Origin of the sequence: Streptomyces sp. 4N124 (genome assembly GCF_052245395.1) — a bacterium.
In the GTDB taxonomy this organism is placed as follows: Bacteria; Actinomycetota; Actinomycetes; order Streptomycetales; family Streptomycetaceae; genus Streptomyces.
Genome location: NZ_JBQQBS010000052.1, coordinates 1 through 18,666 on the forward strand (window position 1 = coordinate 1; position 18,666 = coordinate 18,666).

13 protein-coding genes, 1 tRNA gene and 1 pseudogene are annotated in these 18,666 nt (G+C 69.6%); 7 read left to right on the top strand and 8 right to left on the bottom strand.

Going from position 1 to position 18,666, the window contains the following annotated elements:
• The 5 genes from ACTWQO_RS36825 to ACTWQO_RS36845 all read left to right on the top strand — a co-directional run.
• On the top strand, window positions 1–331 hold a 331-nt coding region (locus tag ACTWQO_RS36825; RefSeq protein ID WP_443241733.1), incomplete at its 5' end, for an FG-GAP repeat domain-containing protein.
• A 115-nt stretch (window positions 332–446) separates the two neighbouring features.
• Complete coding sequence (locus tag ACTWQO_RS36830) at window positions 447–1,847, top strand: FG-GAP-like repeat-containing protein (protein WP_443241734.1); 1,401 nt, start codon at window positions 447–449, stop codon at window positions 1,845–1,847.
• 57 nt (window positions 1,848–1,904) lie between these two features.
• Complete coding sequence (locus ACTWQO_RS36835; RefSeq protein WP_443241735.1) at window positions 1,905–3,323, top strand: FG-GAP-like repeat-containing protein; 1,419 nt, start codon at window positions 1,905–1,907, stop codon at window positions 3,321–3,323.
• An 81-nt stretch (window positions 3,324–3,404) separates the two neighbouring features.
• The gene (locus ACTWQO_RS36840; RefSeq protein WP_443241736.1) at window positions 3,405–4,862 is read left to right on the top strand and encodes an FG-GAP-like repeat-containing protein; all 1,458 of its coding nucleotides are present in this window, start codon (window positions 3,405–3,407) and stop codon (window positions 4,860–4,862) included.
• 78 nt (window positions 4,863–4,940) lie between these two features.
• Window positions 4,941–5,927 carry a Yip1 family protein gene (locus tag ACTWQO_RS36845; protein WP_443241737.1) on the top strand — a complete coding sequence of 329 codons (987 nt, stop codon included), beginning with the start codon at window positions 4,941–4,943 and terminating at the stop codon, window positions 5,925–5,927.
• A gap of 81 nt (window positions 5,928–6,008) precedes the next feature.
• Here the strand turns inward: ACTWQO_RS36845 and ACTWQO_RS36850 are convergent, their stop codons facing one another.
• From ACTWQO_RS36850 to dcd, 4 genes are all read right to left on the bottom strand, one after another.
• Window positions 6,009–6,824 (bottom strand): DUF899 domain-containing protein, encoded by an 816-nt coding sequence (locus ACTWQO_RS36850; RefSeq protein ID WP_443241792.1) that lies wholly within the window; start codon window positions 6,822–6,824, stop codon window positions 6,009–6,011.
• A gap of 118 nt (window positions 6,825–6,942) precedes the next feature.
• The gene (locus ACTWQO_RS36855; protein WP_443241738.1) at window positions 6,943–7,728 is read right to left on the bottom strand and encodes a calcium-binding protein; all 786 of its coding nucleotides are present in this window, start codon (window positions 7,726–7,728) and stop codon (window positions 6,943–6,945) included.
• A gap of 132 nt (window positions 7,729–7,860) precedes the next feature.
• Window positions 7,861–8,370 carry a phosphoribosyltransferase gene (locus ACTWQO_RS36860; protein WP_443241739.1) on the bottom strand — a complete coding sequence of 170 codons (510 nt, stop codon included), beginning with the start codon at window positions 8,368–8,370 and terminating at the stop codon, window positions 7,861–7,863.
• 19 nt (window positions 8,371–8,389) lie between these two features.
• The gene (gene dcd, locus ACTWQO_RS36865; protein ID WP_210579796.1) at window positions 8,390–8,965 is read right to left on the bottom strand and encodes a dCTP deaminase; all 576 of its coding nucleotides are present in this window, start codon (window positions 8,963–8,965) and stop codon (window positions 8,390–8,392) included.
• A 518-nt stretch (window positions 8,966–9,483) separates the two neighbouring features.
• Here dcd and ACTWQO_RS36870 point away from each other — a divergent pair.
• Window positions 9,484–9,557 (top strand) — tRNA-Gly (locus ACTWQO_RS36870).
• Between the two features lie 356 nt (window positions 9,558–9,913).
• Here the strand turns inward: ACTWQO_RS36870 and ACTWQO_RS36875 are convergent.
• Together ACTWQO_RS36875 and ACTWQO_RS36880 are read right to left on the bottom strand one after the other, a co-directional pair.
• Window positions 9,914–10,498: pseudogene (locus ACTWQO_RS36875) on the bottom strand (malonic semialdehyde reductase); the annotation flags it as partial.
• A gap of 780 nt (window positions 10,499–11,278) precedes the next feature.
• On the bottom strand, window positions 11,279–14,128 hold the full coding sequence (locus tag ACTWQO_RS36880; RefSeq protein WP_443241740.1) for a helix-turn-helix transcriptional regulator: 2,850 nt from the start codon (window positions 14,126–14,128) through the stop codon (window positions 11,279–11,281).
• A gap of 156 nt (window positions 14,129–14,284) precedes the next feature.
• Between ACTWQO_RS36880 and ACTWQO_RS36885 the strand changes: the two genes are divergently transcribed.
• Window positions 14,285–15,799 (top strand): 4-hydroxyphenylacetate 3-hydroxylase family protein, encoded by a 1,515-nt coding sequence (locus tag ACTWQO_RS36885; RefSeq protein ID WP_399476921.1) that lies wholly within the window; start codon window positions 14,285–14,287, stop codon window positions 15,797–15,799.
• 20 nt (window positions 15,800–15,819) lie between these two features.
• Here ACTWQO_RS36885 and ACTWQO_RS36890 read toward each other — a convergent pair whose 3' ends face one another.
• Window positions 15,820–18,036, bottom strand: a complete 2,217-nt coding sequence (locus tag ACTWQO_RS36890; protein ID WP_443241741.1) for an AAA family ATPase — start codon at window positions 18,034–18,036, stop codon at window positions 15,820–15,822.
• A gap of 135 nt (window positions 18,037–18,171) precedes the next feature.
• Window positions 18,172–18,660, bottom strand: a complete 489-nt coding sequence (locus ACTWQO_RS36895) for a flavin reductase family protein (protein WP_399476919.1) — start codon at window positions 18,658–18,660, stop codon at window positions 18,172–18,174.
• Window positions 18,661–18,666 lie beyond the last annotated feature (6 nt).

An 18,666-nucleotide genomic window follows, 5' to 3' on the forward strand; every position in this document is an offset into this window, starting at 1 on the left:
CCCCACCCCCGGCTCCATGCTGATGGCCGCCGACTTCGACGGCGACGGCCGGGACGACCTCGTGTCCAGCGGCTCGCGGCTACGGCTGTTCCGTGGTCGTACGGCCGGACTGTCCACGGCACCGACCGTGACCGTCGAGCCCGCCGCCCGCGGCACCACCCGCGTCCTGACCGCCGCGGACTTCGACGGCGACGGGCGCGCGGACCTGGCCGTACGGACGTATCAGGGCGAGACCAAGGACACGATCGCCGTCTATCCGGGCCGGCGAGACGGGCTGGTCGCGCCCCGCCCGTCCGTCACGTTCTCCACATCGGTCTTCCTGGGCCCCTGAGGTCACAGCAGCCTCAAAAGTTCACGCAATTCCCGCACAACCCGCATGCCTTGCCGAGTGTCACACCATCGCGAGCCCTCTGACCGCTCCCGACCGCCCGACCGATGGAGACCTCTTGCGCAAGCGCACCGCCGGCCTGCTGACCGTCGCGCTTCTCGCTTCCGTCGCGCCGCCGCTGCTGGCCCCGCCCGCCGCCGCGGCGGCCGCGAAGTACGCGGACGACTTCAACGGCGACGGCTACCGCGACCTGGCCCTCGGTGACCACACCGCCACCGTGGGCGGCAAGAAGGAGGCCGGCGCGGTGGTCGTCGTATGGGGCTCGGCGTCGGGGCTCGACACCGCCAAGCGCACCGTCGTCACGCAGAACACGCCGAACGTCGCGGGCACCGCGGAGACGGGTGACTCCTTCGGCACCGACATCACCACGGTCGACCTCGACAAGGACGGATACGGCGACGTCATCGCCACCGCACCCGGCGAGGCGGACGGCTCCTACCACGGCACGTTCACCGTCCTGTGGGGCTCCAAGCGCGGCCTGACGCGCGGCAGTTCCCACCACAACCCCGCCTGCGAGAACTGCGGCTTCGCCAAGGACCTCGCCGTCGGGGACTTCAACAGCGATGGCAGGCAGGACATGGTCGCGGTCGACGACGACCACATCTGGTACCTGCGCGGCCCGTTCACCAAGTCCGGCGCGCGCGGCGCCGCCACGAACCTCGACCCCGTCCACGGCGAGGACATCAAGCCCGAACTCGTCGTCTCCGGCAAGGTCACCAAGGACGGCACCGCCGACTTCGCGGTCATCGGCTGGGACGCGGACACCCGGACCAACCGTGTCTGGTTCTACCGGGGCGGCGCGGGCGGCCCCGCAAAACCCGCCAAGAAGACCGGCCTGCCCTCGTCTTCCGACGTCTACGGCATCAGCGCCCAGATCGCCGACTTCGACAAGAACGGCTACGGCGACCTCGCGGTCGGCATCCCCCGCGGCGGCAGGGGCGGCGTGGTCCACGTCCTGCGCGGCACGTCCACCGGGCCGAGCTCCACGGTCAAGACCCTCAGCCAGAACACGGCCGGCGTGCCCGATGTCTCCGAGCCCGGTGACAGCTTCGGCAGCGACGTGTCGGCCTGGGACACGAACGCCGACGGCTATCCCGACCTGGCCGTGGGCAGCTCGTGGGAGGTCACCGGGGACACTACGTCCCACGCGGGCGCCGTCACCGTCCTGCGCGGCGGCACGTCAGGTCTCACCGGCAGGAACGCCCGCCAGTACAGCTACGCCACCGCCGGAGTCGAGGGCGAGACCTCCGACTTCGCGATGCTCGGCACCTCGGTCCTGCTGCGCGACTACAACCGCGACAACCGCGCCGAACTGGTTGCCACCGCCCCTGAGATCGGCCGCCTGCACCTCCTGCGCGGCACCGCGTCGGGTCCGACGGGCGCGGGCTCGTCGCTGCTCACGGCCGCCGAACTCGGCCTGGGCGCCCGCTCCTCCTTCGGGGCGAGGCTGGCGGACTGACACCGCACTCACCGAATCATCGAATCACCGACTTACCGGACACGGAGACACACAGACGTGAAGCACCCCCTGCGCACCACGACAGCCCTGGCTGCGCTCGCCGTCACGGGCATCGTCCCCCTGGCTCTCACCACCCCCGCCTCCGCCGCCCCCTCCGGCCTCCAGGGCGACTTCAACGGCGACGGATACCGCGACGTGGCGATCTCCGCCCCGGCCGCCACCGTCAGCGGCAAGTCATGGGCCGGCCAGGTCGCCGTCGTGTACGGCACGGCGAGCGGGCCGGACCCGGCCAAGCGGACGGTCATCAGCCAGAACACGGCCGGTATTCCGGGCAGCGCCGAGACCGACGACGAGTTCGGCCACCAGATCGCCGCCGCCGACCTCAACCGCGACGGCTACTGCGACCTGATCGTCGGCGCGCAGTACGAGAAGACGGGCGAGATGGAACACGCGGGCACGGTCGCCATCGTCTGGGGGTCGAGCAATGGCCTGTCGGGTGCTACGACGGTGAAGAACCCGCAGCCCCTGTACGGCAGTTACTTCGGCCTGAGCATCGCCGCCGCCGACTTCACCGGCGACGGAAAGCCGGACCTGGCGATCTCCGCGCAGAGCGACTCGGGCACCTCCCCGTTCCGGATCCGGCTGATCCGCGGCCCGTTCACCAAGTCCGGATCGACGGGCGCGGTCTCGTCGTACGCTCCGGGCGTCGACCGGCCCCAGCTGACCGCGGGCCGGGTCAGCGGCGACACGAAGGCCGACCTCGTGGTCACCGGCCTCAAGCCCACCGGGGACCAGCCCCTCGCGACCGCCGTGTACTACCGGGGCACGTCGAGCGGCCTCAGCAAGGCGGCAAGCCTGCGCCCGGGCTGGGCGGCGACGATCGGCGACCTGGACAAGGACGGCTACGGCGACATCGTCCTCGGCAACCCGGCCGAGCCCGACACCGAGCCGTCCGCCTCCAAAGGCGGCAAGATCCACGTGATCTACGGCACCGGCTCGGGCCCGAGCGCGACGCGCCGCGTCACGTACACCCAGAACACCGCGGGCGTCCCGGACTCCTCCGCGTACGGCGACAGGTTCGGCGAGGCGCTGGCGATCGGCGACTTCGACAACAACGGCTACGGCGAGCTGGCCGTCGGCGCACGTGGCGACTCCGAGGCGGGCTCGATCACGCTGCTCAAGGGCTCGCCGTCCGGCCTGACCACGACGGGGGCGGTCCGGCTGACGCAGGACAGCGCCGGAATCCCCGGCGCGAACGAGTGGGGCGACGGCTTCGGCTCCACGCTGCTGGCCTCCGACGTGAACCGCGACGGCCGCACCGACCTCACCGCCATCGGCGCCCAGGAGAACGACCCAGCGGGAGCGGCCTGGTTCCTCCCGAAGGCGGCAGCCACGGGCTCCTTCTCCTTCTCCCCGACGAAGCTCGGCCTGTCGACGTCCCAGGGCGGGGCGTTCGGCACGGACCTGGCGGGTTAGCCGACGCCATCCGGCTACGGATCAACGCCGGGCAGCCGACCCCGCCACCCACCACATCCCATGTGACCTCAGGAGCCCCCCATGATCAGACACCACCGAAGACTCGCCCTCGCGACGGTCACCGCCGCCGCGCTGACCGGCGGGCTGCTCACCTTCTCGGCCTCCACGGCGAGCGCCGCCACCTCGCCCCGCGCCTACGAGGCGGACTTCAACCGCGACGGCTACGGCGACGTCGCCTTCGCCGCCCCCTACGCGAAGGTCGCCGGCAAGGGCATGGCCGGCTATGTCGCCGTGGTCTACGGCAGCGCCTCCGGCCTCAACACCGCCAAGCGCACCGTCGTCAGCCAGAACACCGCCGGCGTCCCCGGCACCGCCGAGGTCGAGGACACCTTCGGCCAGGCGCTCGCCGTGGCCGACCTCAACAGTGACGGTTACACGGACCTCGCGGTGGGCGCCCCCGGCGAGAACAACGGCGCCGGTTCGATCACCGTGCTGTGGGGCTCGGCGAGCGGCCTGAAGAACGGCACGTCCGTGAAGGACCCGACCCCCACCAGGGCCGACGGCTGGGGCACCGTACTGGCCGCCGGTGACTTCAACGGCGACAAGAAGGCCGACCTGGCCTCCGGCACCAGCGCCTCGTACGCGTACATCGTCAAGGGCGGCTTCACCAAGTCCGGCACCACCGGCGGCACGCAGAAGGTCACCACGCCTCAGAAGGCGGAGTTCGGCATCGACGCGATCGACGCGGGCGACACCAACGGCGACAAGAAGGCCGACCTGGTGCTCACCTACCGCACCGCGCTCGACTCGCACGAGTCGGGCAGCTGGTCCAAGGGCGCCGCCTACCTCGGCGCCTCCACCGGCGTCGTCGTCACCCAGCCGCGCCCGCTGAACGGCGGCACCACGCTGGCCCTCGGCGACATCGACGGCGACGGCTACGACGAGATCGCCATCGGCAACGTCTTCGAGCAGGAGGACGACCACACCGGCACCCTCGGCGGCCAGGTCGTCGTCATCCGCGGCAGCGCGGGCGGCCCGATCAACGGCGACGCCCCCATGGCCGAACTCACCCAGTCCTCCACGGGAGTTCCCGGCACCGACAAGGCACGCGACGCCTTCGGTGGCTCCCTCTCCATCGGCGATGTCAACGGCGACGGCTACGGCGAACTCGCCATCGGCGTCACCTTCAAGGACATCGGCGCGGCCGAGGACACGGGCCTCGTCGTCCTGATGAACGGCTCGGCCTCCGGCGTCTCCCGCACCGGCGCCCGCACGTTCTCCCAGAACACCCCCGGCGTCCCCGGCACCGCGGAGTCCACGGACTACTTCGGCTCGGAGGTCCTGCTGACCGACGTCTCCAAGGACGGCCGCGCCGAGCTGACGATCACGGCGGGCTTCGAGGACGAGGGCGTCGGCGCGGTGACCGCGCTGCGGGGCTCCGCGAGCGGCATCACCACCACCGGCGCGAAGTCCTTCGGCCCGGGCACGTTCGGGCTGTCGCGCACGTACGGGGCGTTCGGCGCCGCACTCACCGGCTGACACGGCTGGTCCAGGAGCGCGTCCCTAGGGCGACACCCTGACCGACCACCGAGAACAGCACCATCTCCCCCTTAGGGGATGTCACAGCTCGGCCGCAAAGCCGGGCCCGAAACCCCGGGCCCGGCACGGGACTCTCAGGAACCAGGTACGTTCGAAGACGTGGCTGGATTCAGGATCGGACGCGGCCGAAGCAACGGCGCTCCTCACGCGCGACCGCAACAACCTCCGTACGGACAGGCCCCGCAGGGTCCGCCGTACGGCAATCCCACGGCGCCGCAGCAGCCGTACGCCCCGCAACCGCAGTGGCCGCAGGGCAACGGCGGCCAGGGCGGCGGCCGGGGCGCGGGGGGCTACGACGAGCCGGAGTACTTCGGCGACGGCGGCGGGTACGCACCCCACCCCGGGCCGGACCCGTACGCGGCCAACCACCCCGGTCACACCCAGGCGTTCTCGGTCGGCGAGGAGCCGTACAACCAGGGCGAGACGTACCACGCGGGCTCGACCGCGCCGGCCGCCCCCATCGGGCCGCGGCTGCACTGGAAGGCGCTGCTCAGGGGCATAGTCGTCGCCCCCAACCAGACCTTCCTCCAGATGCGCGACTACACGATGTGGGGCCCCGCCCTGATCGTGACCTTCCTCTACGGCCTGCTGGCGGTCTTCGGCTTCGACGGCGCCCGCGAGGAAGCGATCAACGCGACCCTCTCGAACGCGGTCCCGATCGTCCTGACCACCGCGGTGGCGATGGTCCTGTCCGCCTTCGTCCTGGGCGTGGTCACCCACACCCTGGCCCGCCAGCTCGGCGGCGACGGCGCCTGGCAGCCCACGGTCGGCCTCTCCATGCTGATCATGTCCATCACCGACGCCCCCCGCCTCATCGTCGCCATGTTCCTCGGCGGCGACGCCCCCTTCGTCCAGCTCCTCGGCTGGGCCACCTGGGTAGCGGCAGGCGCCCTGCTCACCGTCATGGTCAGGCGCTCCCACGACCTCCCGTGGCCCAAGGCCCTCGGCGCGTCCGCGATCCAGCTGATCGCGATCCTGTCGATCGTGAAGCTGGGTACGTTCTAGTTTTCCGAGCGGTACGGAGAGGGGCTCCCGGCGGTGCGCGCCGGGAGCCCCTCTCTTGTGTTGCCTGGGGACGCGTGCGCGTCAGTGATGGTGGCCCTGCCGGCCAAGGGTCTGCACCGGGGTCGCGCCGGGGCGGGTCCACTGCGGTACCGGGCGGCCGGTCGGGCCCCAGGTGGCGTTGCCGTCCGCGTCCGTGCGCCAGTACCAGCAGATCGGAGCGCCATGGCCACCGACCGGTGCGCCGGCCTCAGGGGCCTCGGGCCAGCCCTCGGGGTTGTCCTCCCACCCCTCGCGGCGGCCGTAGGGCGTCATGTCGAGGAGGCCGAGGGAGCCGTTGACCGGCTCGTTGCCGCGGCCCGTCGTGGAGTAGGTGAGGAACACGCGGTCGCCGTCGCGCAGGAAACAGGCGATGTACCCCATGTCTCCGCCGACCGGCTCGTCCACGTCCCGCACCGAGTACCAGGGCTGGGTGTAGCCCATGAACTCGACGTAGGAGGCCACCTCCTCCCAGCGGCCCGTCGTCAGGACGGCGAACGAGACGCCACGGGCATGGAGGTAGACGGCGTCCTTCATGTGCCAGGCCGTGGTGGTGCAGCCCTCGCACTGCCCCTGGTGCGGTGCGCCGTCGTACCACATGTGCTTGTAGACCACGAGTTCGTCGCGGCCCTCGAACAGTTCCAGGAACGGAACCGGCCCGTCGGGCCCGACGACCTCGACCGTCCCGTCGAACTCCACCATCGGCAGCCGGCGGCGGGCCGCGGCGATGGCGTCGCCCTCGCGCGTATGGGCCTTCTCCCGGACCAGCAGCTCGTCACGGGCAGCCTGCCAGGTGGCCAGGTCGACGACGGGTGGGCGGCCGGGCAGCGTGGTGGTCGAGTCGTCCGGAGTGGTCGTCATGGTGTCCTCCGTGAAGTCTCGTACGTCGGTCACCAGAACAGACTGGCGCCCCGGCCGGAACTCATCGCGGCACGGGGCGCCAGGCTATTGGACGTCGCCTACAGGACGAGGACGTCGACTACTGGACGTCGACGAAGTCACCGGCCGCGCTGACCGCCGGAGTCGTCGCCGTACCCGCGAAGCTGTAGCGGAAGTAGCCGTCGGTGGAGGCGGTGACGGTCGTCTTGAGGTTGCCCGTCGAGTTGGACTTGATCGTCTTCACCGTGGTGTAGGTGGTGCTGCCCTTCTTACGGAACTGCAGCTTCACCGGCTGGTTCGTGTAGCCGTGGTACAGGTTGTCCTCCCAGTTGGCCCGGGAGAGCTTGCCGGTGACCGTGATCGTCTTGCCCTTCCGCACCGGCTCCGGCGAGGCGTTGACCGTCAGCTTCGAGTTGCGCTGCACCTTGAACGTGGTGGCCGCGTCCCGGTGGATGTAGTTGGCGTCGTTCGCGGAGACCAGCGTGGCGAGGTCCCAGGTGGCCGCCGCCGCGTTGTTGACGAAGCCGGTCGCCGCCTGCGGGTCGAACGTCAGAATGCCCGTGCAGGTCGACGTGGTGGCGCTCACCTCGACGCAGGTGATGTCACCGTCGTCGTACCAGATCTGCGCGTAGTTCGGACGCGGACCGGAGCCGTGGATGTACGTCGTCTCCTCGATGCCCGAGTCGTCCGACGCGGTCACCGAGACCTTGGCGGACACGACGTTGGTGGTACCGACCACGACCGGCTTGCCGCCGTTGACGACGACCTTGTCGATCGTGATGTTGCCCGAGCCGCCGTCCGCCGCCTGCGCGGCGGTGGCACCGGTCGCACCGGCGACCAGCGCGATGCTGGTGCCGAGCAGGGCAAGGCGCGTGAGTGCGCGCATGAATGTCCCCCCACGGGATTCTCGCTTGATCAGATGGATCAAATGGATCGATTCAGATCGATCAGAGGAAGCGTACGGCGTTGGCCAACGCTTCACCACATTTTTACCGTACGTACGTCCAGTCCGCGCAGGTCAGAGCGCTTCCGTGTTCGCCCTGACCGCTTCCCCCGACCGGTGCACGGGCGGCAGGACACTCCACGGGAAGTTGATCCACTCGTCGGTGCGCTTCCACACGTACTCGCACTTCACGAGGGAGTGGGACTTCTCATAGATCACGGCGGACCGCACCTCGGCGACATGGTCGACGCAGAAGTCGTGGACGAGCCGGAGCGTCTTGCCGGTGTCGGCGACGTCGTCGGCGATCAAAACCTTCTTGTCGGTGAAGTCGATCGCGTTGGGAACGGGGGCGAGCATCACGGGCATTTCGAGGGTCGTGCCCACTCCCGTATAGAACTCGACGTTCACCAGGTGGAGGTTCTTGCAGTCGAGGGCGTAGGCGAGCCCGCCGGCCACGAAGACGCCGCCGCGGGCGATGCTGAGGACGATGTCGGGCTCGTACCCGTCGTCGGCGATGACCTGCGCGAGTTCGCGTACGGCGGTGCCGAACGCCTCGTAGGTCAGGTTCTCCCGTATGCCGCTCATGCCGCCGTCCATGCCGCCGTCACACCTGTGTCCGGTGGAAGTTGAGGAAGGACCGGGAGGCGGTCGGCCCGCGCTGCCCCTGGTACCTCGACCCGTACCGCTCGCTGCCGTACGGGAACTCGGCGGGCGAGCTGAGCCGGAACATGCACAGCTGGCCGATCTTCATGCCGGGCCAGAGCTTGATGGGGAGCGTGGCGAGGTTGGACAGCTCCAGCGTCACGTGCCCGGAGAAACCGGGGTCGATGAAGCCGGCGGTGGAGTGGGTGACCAGGCCGAGCCGCCCGAGGGAACTCTTGCCTTCCAGCCGGGAGGCGAGATCATCAGGGAGGGTGATGACCTCGTACGTCGAGGCGAGAACGAACTCGCCGGGGTGGAGGATGAAGGGCTCATCACCCTCCGGCTCCACCAGCCGCGTCAGATCGGCCTGCTCGACGGAGGGGTCGATGTGGGGGTACCGGTGATTCTCGAACACCCGGAAGTACCGGTCCAGCCGCACATCGACGCTGGACGGCTGCACCATGGTCTGGTCATAGGGATCGATCCGAACTCGTCCGGCGTCGATCTCGGCCCGGATGTCCTTGTCTGAGAGAAGCACGTCCCGAGGATACGCAAGGCGCGCGGAGCCACCACAATCGGCGGACTCCGCGCGCACTGTCGTACTGCTTACTGCTTACCGCGAGTTACCGCTTCTCAAGAGTCACCGGCACGACACTGCGGAGCCGGGCGCACCGCGGACATCGGACGAGCCGTCCGGGTCCGAGGCGGTCGGCCTGCTGCATCGGGAACGATCCGGTGCTGAACACGTGCCCATCGGCACAACGGACGACGGTGCGCTCCATCAAGTCCTAGAGTCCCTTCCCCAAGAGCCGCGTCCGACTGCTGCCCGCCGGACGACGAGAGGCCACATTACGGGATGAAAGGGACGGCCATCCAGGGGGCACTCCGACCCCACCCAGACCCTGTTCCACCCCTCCACCGTACGCCCCAACTCCCGCCCCCCGCAGCCCCATCGCCCCCTCAAAACACCCTCGGGCCCCACGGCTTCAGCACCGGGGGCCCGACATGAGGTAAAGTGACCACGCGTTCCGACACCGGCACCGACCGGCGTCTTACGCGGGTGTAGTTTAATGGTAGAACATCAGCTTCCCAAGCTGAGAGCGCGAGTTCGATTCTCGTCACCCGCTCCATGATGAAACCCCAGGTCATTGGCCTGGGGTTTGTTTGTTGTCTAGACCAATCTGAAGGTGGCGTGCCCTCCGCGTGCCCTAAGTCGAGGCAAAGCGCCCAATCGGAGGGGCTACGTGCGAGTGTTCGACCCTCACGGCGACCAGCCGTCTCAAATTGCGAGACGCATTTTGAGTGACCTGCGTCACTCGCTTGCCTGTGCTGTGCGAAGTCGCCAGTGCAAACCTGGAGTTGGGCAGGGCTTTCGCTTGGACGTGCTGAGCCGGGCAGATCGGCGTCAGGCAGTTCATCCGGCGGCGCGCTGACGCGGTCACGCCTGGGCACCGACGCGGTGCAGCCGGCCAACCGTTGCCTTCGATCAGACGGTGGTGACCACCTGCGCATACGTCAGACGTGGGGAGCGTGCGCACCGCGCGTTCTCGCCCGGCCTGCCGATGTTGACGACGGCGAGGACCGAGTGCTCGCCGTCGCTGAAGAATTCCTTGTCGATGCCTTCTGCGTCGAAGCCGGTTATCGGTCCTGCGGCCAGGCCGGCGGCGCGGACGCCGATGATGAAGTAGCCGACCTGGAGGAGCGCGTTGAGATTCGCGGACCGCTCGCGCACGGCACGCTCGGCGAAGAGATCCTTGGCCTGTGGGAAGTGCGGGAACTGGCTGGGCAGTTCCTCGTGGAACTCATGGTCCGCGGCGAGGATGGCGACGAGCGGGGCGGCCGCCGTCTTGTTGCGGTTGCCCTCGGACAGGTGCTTGGCCAGGCGCTCGCGCGCTTGGACGGATCGGACCAGCACGATACGCAAAGGCTGCTGGTTCATCGAGGTGGGGGCGTACTTGATGAGGTCGTAGATGGCCTCAATCTGATCGTCCGTTACTGGCTCGTCGGCGAAGGAGTTGACGGTCCCTGCCTGCCGGAACAGAAAGTCCTGGGCTGCGGGGTCGAGCGCGAGGGGGGTGGTGAACCTCTTGCGGGTGAGTGTCTGTGTCTGCTGGGTGTCATGGCGAACTGCAAAGCAGAGGAACTGGGCGCTGACACCCAGTAGGTACACGGCAGTCGTGGTCGTGCCGACCAGCCCCCACAGGAGGGGCCCTGAGCAGCACCGTGTCAGCAGCAGGCTGACCAACGCGGCGCAAGCCGCCATGGGCAGATGGAAGGCCGCCCAGATCCGCGTGCCGGCATGGGCGGACCGGTCCGGTGTCATGGGCGCAGCTCCGTGGGCTGCAGCGGCCAACGCCACGAAGGCGAGCGTCGCGCCGGCAAGGAGCGCCAGGACTTCAGCTGCCCCTGGGGCGCCCTGCTCGGACGACGTCACCGCGGTGGCGGTCCACAGTGCCAGTGTGTATCCGTGCGGGGCCGCGCTCGCGGTCACGGCAGCCCGGAGTTGGCCGCGGTATCCGCGCTCGGTGCTGGTAGGAGCGCCGGGCCCTACCGCTTTGGGCTGCGGTTGACCATCCGTCGGCGACATGGGTGACGGCCTTGCCACGCCAGTGCTCCTTTCGCGCGCGCCTCGTACGCGGCGCGGGTCTGCGAGAGCGGCGCGACTCGGTCGCTGAAGCGTCCGATTGTGATCAACTCACTGATGGAGTCGAGTACGTCGCGGTCCGGAGGGGCGAATGACGGTGCCGTGCCGGAGGCCACGCCGTTGCATCCAGCATCACGGGCGGTGCCGGAGCCGGGCGTCACCCATTCAAGGGATCATTGCCGCCGTGCCCCGCGGTGGGTGCACCGCTCAGTCGGCCCCGTCGGCGCTGGTGCCCCGCTCGATCGCCAGCCGGGTCAGCTCGACCCGCGAGTTGATGCCGAGCTTGGTGAAGATGTGCTTCATGTGGGTGTTGACGGTGTGCACGGACACGTAGAGCCGGTCGGCGATGGCCCGGTTGGTGAGGCCCTGAACGACGAGCGGGATCAGTTTCTGCTCGGATTCGGTCAGGCTCCCCAACCCCTGGGGGCTGGCCATGTGGTGCCGCACGGGGGCGGTGCGCACGCCGAGCCGGCGCAGGCGCCGCCTGATGCGTTCTTGATCACGCCCGGCTCCTGCGGCCGACGCCAGCTGACCCGCTTCTTCGAAGTACGGGATCGCCGGCGTCGTATCGGCCGATGCCGCCATGAGCTCGCCGAGGTCCTCACAGGCCGCCGCCAGGGCCAACGGCCTGCCGGTGCTCCGGTAGCCGGTGATGGCGGACAGCAGCGCACGCGGGTCGCGGTCGAGCAGGCCGTCCACGTGTGCGCGGACCGCCCCAATGATCTGCCGGCTCTCGTCCTGTGCAGTCAGGCTGCGCAGTGCGCCGGACACGGCCTGTGCGACCGACGGGTCCTCGTCCCCAAGCGCGATGCGCACAATCCCGGGCCAGTGGGACGGAGGTACCGCAAGCAGCCGCGTCGGCTCACGGCTTGCGAAGCTTCCCGTGAGTGCCGCCGCCTCGCCGCCTTCGCCCTCTGCGTCCGCCAGGCCGACGCGCGCCAGAGCAACCCAAGGGCCGTACCGCTGCGTTTTCGTGCCGGAACCGGTTTCCGCGGCGCGGAGGTGGTCCCTGGCTTTGGCGAGGTCACCGCGTCTGATCTCCACCAATGCCAGCACGGAACGGGCCTGCGGATTCGGCAGAGTGATCTCGAGCTCGTCCGCCACCATCAAACTGGCCTCGGCCTCCACAGCCGCGTCGTCCAGCGCTCCCTGTTCGAGTAGTGCGCACGCACGGGCGGCATGCCAGTGGGGAAGTGACCAGCCGAGGCCCAGCGCCTCCGCTTCGCGCTGTCCCTCCCGCAGAATCCGCTCGGTGTCCGCAAGCCGGTCGGTGGTGGTCAGCACGGTGGCCAGCCACAGCGCCGGAATCCGCGGGGGCCGCAGGTAGAGCGCGCCGGACTGGGTGCCGACGCGTCGGGTGGCCTCCTCGGCAAGCTCGAGGGCGCGGGTCAGGTGCCCGCGGTAGAAGAATGTCTGCGACTGGAACACCATGGCGCTGACGACGACGGCCGGATCGTGGCTCTGGTAGGCGGCCTCGACCAGGCCGGTGTCGGTCTGCTCGGCAGCGGTGATGTCCCCGAGGTACACGTGGCCCGTCGCCTTGGTCTTCAGCAGCCGGACGCGCAGGTCGGGCGGTAGCGCCGAAAGTTCCAGGGCCTGCTGGAGGTGTGTCATCGCGGCGGCATCGTCGCCCGCGGCCTGGTGGATCTCGGCGGCCACCAAGCGCAGGTATGCCTCCTGCAGTGGCTCAAGACCTTCCGGCAGAGTGGCGTCGACCAGGTCGAGCGCCTCGTGAACCCGGCGGGTCCGGCCGAGGTACTCGGCGGCATCGATCAGCAGGGAGATGCGATGCCGATCCTGTGGGGGCAGCAGTCCGGCGACCCGCTGAGCCAAGTCCGCAGCCGCGTCGGGGGCCGACGACGACAGTTCCCGTACGGCGGTGGTCAGCGCGGTCACGGCATCGTCGTCGACCGGGCCGCCCGACATGACGACGTGCCAGGCAACCTCGGCCGATCGCGCCCCGACGACACGCAGGCTGTCGGCCGCCTCCCGGTGGAGAGCGGTCCGTACGGCCAGAGGCAGGTTCTCGTGGACGGCCTGCCGTATGAGGTCGTGACGGAAGGCGAGTCGCGGGCCGTCGGCTGAGAGGAGGCCGGCGTTCAGGGCGGCCTCGACGCCGGACAGGAGGCTGCCGACGTGCCTGCCGAGCATTCGAGCGGCCGTGCCGAGGTCGAATTCGCGGCCGAGGACCGACCCGATCTGGAGCAGGCGCACGGCATCTTCCGGGAGCCGGTCCAGACGCCCGGCGATACTCCGCCGGAAACTCCTGGGGATGCCGTCGTGCAGGAGGCTCGCCTCGCCCGCCTCCATTTTGACGGCATCCGTGTCGGCGAAAGCGCGCACCAGTTCAATCGCCAGGAAGGGATTGCCCGCGACGCTTCGCAGGAGCCTGGCCAGACCGGGTGACGGGCTCGCCCCGAGGACATCGGCCGCGATGTACTGCAGCTCCTGCTGTGGCAGGGGGCCGAGGGTCAGCCATCGGGCTCCGAGGCGTTCGAGGTCCTCCCGCACCCTGGCCACTGTCGGTCGCTCGGTGTCCGACCGTACTGCCAGGACCCACAGGACCGGCGAGGCGGCCAGTCGTCCTGGCAGGGTGCGGAGCACGAAGAGCGTAGCCGGATCCGCCCACTGAGCGTCGTCCACAACCACGGCCACCGGGGCGCGCTGAGCCCGGTCCTCCAGAGCGTCCGTGATGCTGTCCAGCAGCCAGAGCCGCTGGTCGTCGGTGGCTGCGGCGGCCCGGTTGGAACCATCGGAGGACTGCAAGGCGGACTGCAGTGCGGCTCCTGCCGCGTACTGGTCGAGCTCATCGGCCCGTACCGACACCACATCGAACCCGAGCCGCCGCGCCATCCCGTCCAGCTCCGCGAGCAACCGGCTCTTGCCGACTCCGGACGCGCCTTCCACGACGACACAGGCGCCCCGTCCGCCACGCACCGCGTCCAGGGCCTCACGGACAACCACGATCTCGCGGTCCCGTCCCCGCAGGCACAGCCCGGTCATGGCCTGGTTCCCACGCCCACCGTCCTGGTCGTCGGCGGGGTCTGTGCTGCTCATGGGGGAAGCATGGCGCACGGCCGCATCCGCCCTCAACGTCGCTACCCCGGGGGATCGCCGCTTTCACCCGGGTGATTGCCGGTTGTGCGCCGTCCTCTCACCCTGCCGCGACGCATGCTCCGTGCCATCCGGATTGCCCCTGGAGAGGAGCACCACGTGCGTACAGGCAAGGAATACCTGGCAGCACTGAACGACGGCCGCACGGTGTGGGTGGGCGACGAACTCGTCGACAACGTGGCCACGCACCCCAAGACCCGGGCGTACGCCCGGAGCCTCGCGGACTTCTACGACCTGCACCACCGCCCGGACCTCCAGGACGTCATGACGTTCGTGGATGAGGACGGCGTCCGGCGGTCCATGACGTGGTTCCAGCACCGCTCCAAGGATGACCTGAAGCGCAAGCGGCGCTATATGGAGACGGTCCTGCGGGAAACGGGTGGCGGGGCGACCCCGCGCACCCCGGATGTCAACAACTACGTGCTGTTGACCTACGTCGACGACCCGGAGCCCTGGAGCAGCCAGTCCGTCGGCACCGACGGGAGGGACCTGACCAAGGGGATCCTCGACTTCTGGAACCTGGTGCGGGAGGGCGACCTCAACACGACGCCGGCGTTCGTCGACCCGCAGACGGACCGCTCACGCGATTCCGCCCAGGCCGAGTCCCCCGCCCTGCAGGTGGTCGGCACCTCTGACGAGGGCATCACCGTGCGGGGCGTGAAGGCGATCGGCACCGGTGCGGCCTTCGGCGACTGGATCCACATCGGCGTCTTCTACCGCCCCGGCATTCTGCCGGAGCAGATCATCTTCGGGGCCGTGAAGCCCAACACTCCCGGCGTCACCATCATCTGCCGCGAGAGCAACGTCCGGGACGGGGAGGAGGTTGAGCACCCGCTCGCCTCCCAGGGTGACGAGCTGGACAGCGTCATCGTGTTCGAGGACGTGTTCATCCCCTGGAACCAGGTGTTCCACATCGGTAACCCCAAGCACGCGTCGCTGTACCCGCAGCGCGTCTTCGACTGGTTGCACTACCAGGCCCTGGTCCGGCAGATGGTGCGCGCCGAGCTGATGCTCGGTCTGGCCCTGCTGGTCACCGAGCACATCGGCACCTACCAGCTGCCGCCGGTCCAGACCCGGATCTCCCGGTTCGCCGGCTTCCACCAGACACTCAAGGCACATGTGGTCGCTTCCGAAGAGGAAGGGTTCCACACTCCCGGCGGCCTCTATAAGCCGAACGTCCTGATGTTCGACTTCGGGCGGGCGTACTACCTCGAGAACGTCGCCGAGATGGCCCACGAGATAGTCGACCTGGCCGGTCGTGCCTCGCTCATCTTCCCGACCGAGGGGCAGTGGCAGCGGCCCGAACTGCGGCCGTGGCTGGAGGCGCTGCAGACCGGACCGGTCGGCAGGCCGCATGACCGGCTGAAGATCAGCCGCGTGATCCGCGACCTGTTCCTGTCCGACTGGGGCGACCGCATCAGCACCTTCGAGAACTTCAACGGAACGCCCCTGCTGGCCATCCGCACACTCACTATGAAGCGCGCCGAGATGTCCCCGAGCGGCGTCATGGCAGACCTCGCGCGCAAGGTCTGCGGCATCGAGAAGGTGGAGGAGGAGAAGGAGACCGCGTACACGGCTCAGGCGGACTACGCCCGACGCCAGGACGCCAAGTAAGCAGAATACGAGGGCCCGGGTCAGAGCACACCGCGCTCCCGGGCCCTTGCGACCGCTGCGTTCCTGTCGTGCGCGTCGAGTTTGCGGAAGATGGCCCGTACCTGTGTCTTGACCGTGTTGTGGGAGACATAGAGCTCGGAGGCGATCTCCCGCAGCGTCAGCGGACCGCACAGGGCCCGGAGCACTCGGAGCTCCCCCAGCGACAGGTCCTGGGGACCGGGGGCGGCAGGCGTCACGGCCGTGTCCTCACCGACTCGGCCGAGCAGATCCGTCAGTGCTCCTGACGACTCGCACCGGGCCGCTGCCCGCTCGGCCGCCTCCCGGGCATCCCGGGCCGCGTCCGTGTTGTGCCGCGCATTCTCCAGCCGCGCCCGCGTGACGTGGCACAGGGCGCGTACTTGGGGTTCGCTTCCGGTCCGGGGCGAGCCCGCCAGCACCGCTTCCGCGTCGGCCAGAGCCCGTTCGGCCTCATCGATGTCTCCCTCTTCGAGGAGTACGCCGGCCTGGCCGATGTAGGCGGACATGGCGACGAAGTGCCCGCCCAGACCGGCCGTCGCGGCGGCCCGGAGTGCCTCGTCACTCAGAATGCGCGCCTGCTCGTGCCGTCCGGCGAGCAGCGCGCACACCGCCCGCAAGCCCAGCGCGCGGACGAGCACCAAACCGTGCCCGGCGGCGTGCGCGTCACGGGTCGCCTCGCCGAGCAGCGCCTCCGCCTCCTCGTACCGGCGGGTCCACAGCAGAGCGGTACCCCGGGCCGTACAGGCCAGGGCACGCCAGGAAGTCAACGGCATGGTGCCGGCAACGGCGGATTCGCCGAGACGGTCGGCGGTCAGCACCTCGCCCTTCAGACAGCAGGCCACGGCCTGAGCGACGGCTGCCGCCGCGGACACCGTGCTGCCTTCGCCGACCGTCTCCGATCCCGTGTGCCTGAGCTGGGCCACATCCAGCCAGCGCCGGGCCGTTTCCGGGGCGCCCCCCGACAGAGCCGCCATTGCCGCCACGACGCACAATCTCCCGTCGGAGGCGACCATGCGGGGCGGCAAGAGGTCCAGCCAATGCGTGACCTCCGCACTACGGCCTGCCGAGACCGCCTCCTCCCAGCCGTCGAGGACCGACGCGACGGCCGCGGGTTCATCGCCGCCCAGCACCCAGTGCCGTACTGCCGCGGTCGTCTCCCTCCGCCGGGCGTACCACTGAGCCGCCGACCGGTGCAGGGACACGACAGCGTCCGGCCCTTCGGACATCAGGACGTCGGACAGCAGCAGTGACAGTGCTCGGTGATGCCGGTACGCCGACGGATCGGCGGCGGGCACGAGCAGTTGCACGGTCCGCGCGAGTTCACGCAGCACCGCGCCCGCCCGCTCCCCGGCGAGGGCCTGGCATGGCCCGGCACTCAGCTCGTCAAGGACACTGGTGCGCAGCAGGAACTCGCGCTGCTCGGTGGTGAGCCGGTAGAGGACCTCGCCGGCCAGGTACTCGGAGACCGCTTGCCTGCCGCGGGCCAACTCCCTGTCCATATCGGCCTCGTTCACGGACCGGGCGAGAGCGCGCCCCATGATGCACAGCCCCGCCGCCCATCCCTCGGTGGCCTCATACAGCGCGCTCGACGTGTCCGCGCTCGGAGCGGATCCGAGCAGACCGGTGAGCACGGCCTGTGCTTCCTCAGGGGTGAAGGCCAGGTCGTGCTGGTCGAGTTCGGCGACCAGGCCCCGGGCGCGCAGAGCCGGCAGCGGGCTTCCGAGGAGGTGCCGGGTCGACACGATGATGCGGAATCCGTGGGGAAGCCTTGTCAGGAAGTCCCCCAGGCTGCGGACCGCGTCGACGTCCGTGATGGATTCCAGTCCGTCGAGGATCAGCGTGAGCGGCCTCTGCGCGCCCAGTCCGCTCACCAGACTCGGCAGGATCTCCTCGAGCCACGCATCGACCGTCCACCCTTCGCCGTCGAGGCGGGCGGGCAGGTCCGGCAGTACCTGGTGCAGCGCCCGCAGGATGCAGGACCAGAGCCGGCCCGGGGCGTTGTCGTAGCCGTCCAGGCTGAGCCAGACGCACTCTCCGCGAGCCACCAGGCGGCGCGACCACTCGGTCAGGAGCACCGTCTTGCCGGCGCCGGCCGGCGCGGAGAGCACCACGACGGGCTCGGTCGCCGCGTCAAGCCGGCGCAGCAGACGCGGGCGGGTCAGAAGATGCGGGGGCTGGGCCGCAGGATGCAGCTTGAATGCCGCAACGGAGCTGGTCATCACACTCTCCGTGGGGTCGTCGAAACGAGCGGAGCCCCCGACGTCCACAGCTCGCCTCGCAGGAGCCGGACATCGGGGGCGGTGGCCGGCCCGGTCACGGGCCAGGCGGCCTGGTTCGAACCGCTGCTGCCAGGACTAGTGCGCAGCCCTGAGCGTGCCGAAGCCGCCCGCGAAGTGGAGCAGCGGTCGGCAGTTTGCCTTGTGTGCCCACTGGCGGGCGTCGCCCACGAAGATGGTGTGATCGCCACCGGGGAGCGCCTCGGCGACGTCGCACACGACAGTCGCTATGGCGTCCTTCAACACCGGCACGCCGTGGTCGTCGAAGGTCTCGACACCCGCGAACTTGTCCGCTTTGGAAACGGCGAAGTTCCGCGCCAGGTGCTCGCTGTCCTCGCCGAGGACATTGACGGCGAAGCGGCCGTGTTCCGCGATCGCGGTCCGCGTGTACAGGTGGTTGCCGATGCAGACGAGCAGCTGGAGCGGGGCCAGGGAGAGGGCGGACACGGCACTCGCCGTCATGCCGATGGGCGTGCTTCCGGAGCACGTGGTGATCACGCTGACACCCGTGGCGAGCCGGCTCATCGTGGCGCGGAAATCGACGGTCATGTCAAGGGTTTCAGTCATCGCAGG

What these genes read in the sequence shown, in the direction of transcription:
- ACTWQO_RS36840 (WP_443241736.1), top strand. Translation starts at nt 3,405, where the DNA reads ATGATCAGACACCACCGAAGACTCGCCCTCGCGACGGTCACCGCCGCC.
- ACTWQO_RS36845 (WP_443241737.1), top strand. Translation starts at nt 4,941, where the DNA reads ATGTCACAGCTCGGCCGCAAAGCCGGGCCCGAAACCCCGGGCCCGGCA.
- ACTWQO_RS36850 (WP_443241792.1), bottom strand. Translation starts at nt 6,824, where the DNA reads ATGACGACCACTCCGGACGACTCGACCACCACGCTGCCCGGCCGCCCA.
- ACTWQO_RS36855 (WP_443241738.1), bottom strand. Translation starts at nt 7,728, where the DNA reads ATGCGCGCACTCACGCGCCTTGCCCTGCTCGGCACCAGCATCGCGCTG.
- ACTWQO_RS36860 (WP_443241739.1), bottom strand. Translation starts at nt 8,370, where the DNA reads ATGAGCGGCATACGGGAGAACCTGACCTACGAGGCGTTCGGCACCGCC.
- ACTWQO_RS36880 (WP_443241740.1), bottom strand. Translation starts at nt 14,128, where the DNA reads ATGAGCAGCACAGACCCCGCCGACGACCAGGACGGTGGGCGTGGGAAC.
- ACTWQO_RS36890 (WP_443241741.1), bottom strand. Translation starts at nt 18,036, where the DNA reads ATGACCAGCTCCGTTGCGGCATTCAAGCTGCATCCTGCGGCCCAGCCC.
- ACTWQO_RS36895 (WP_399476919.1), bottom strand. Translation starts at nt 18,660, where the DNA reads ATGACTGAAACCCTTGACATGACCGTCGATTTCCGCGCCACGATGAGC.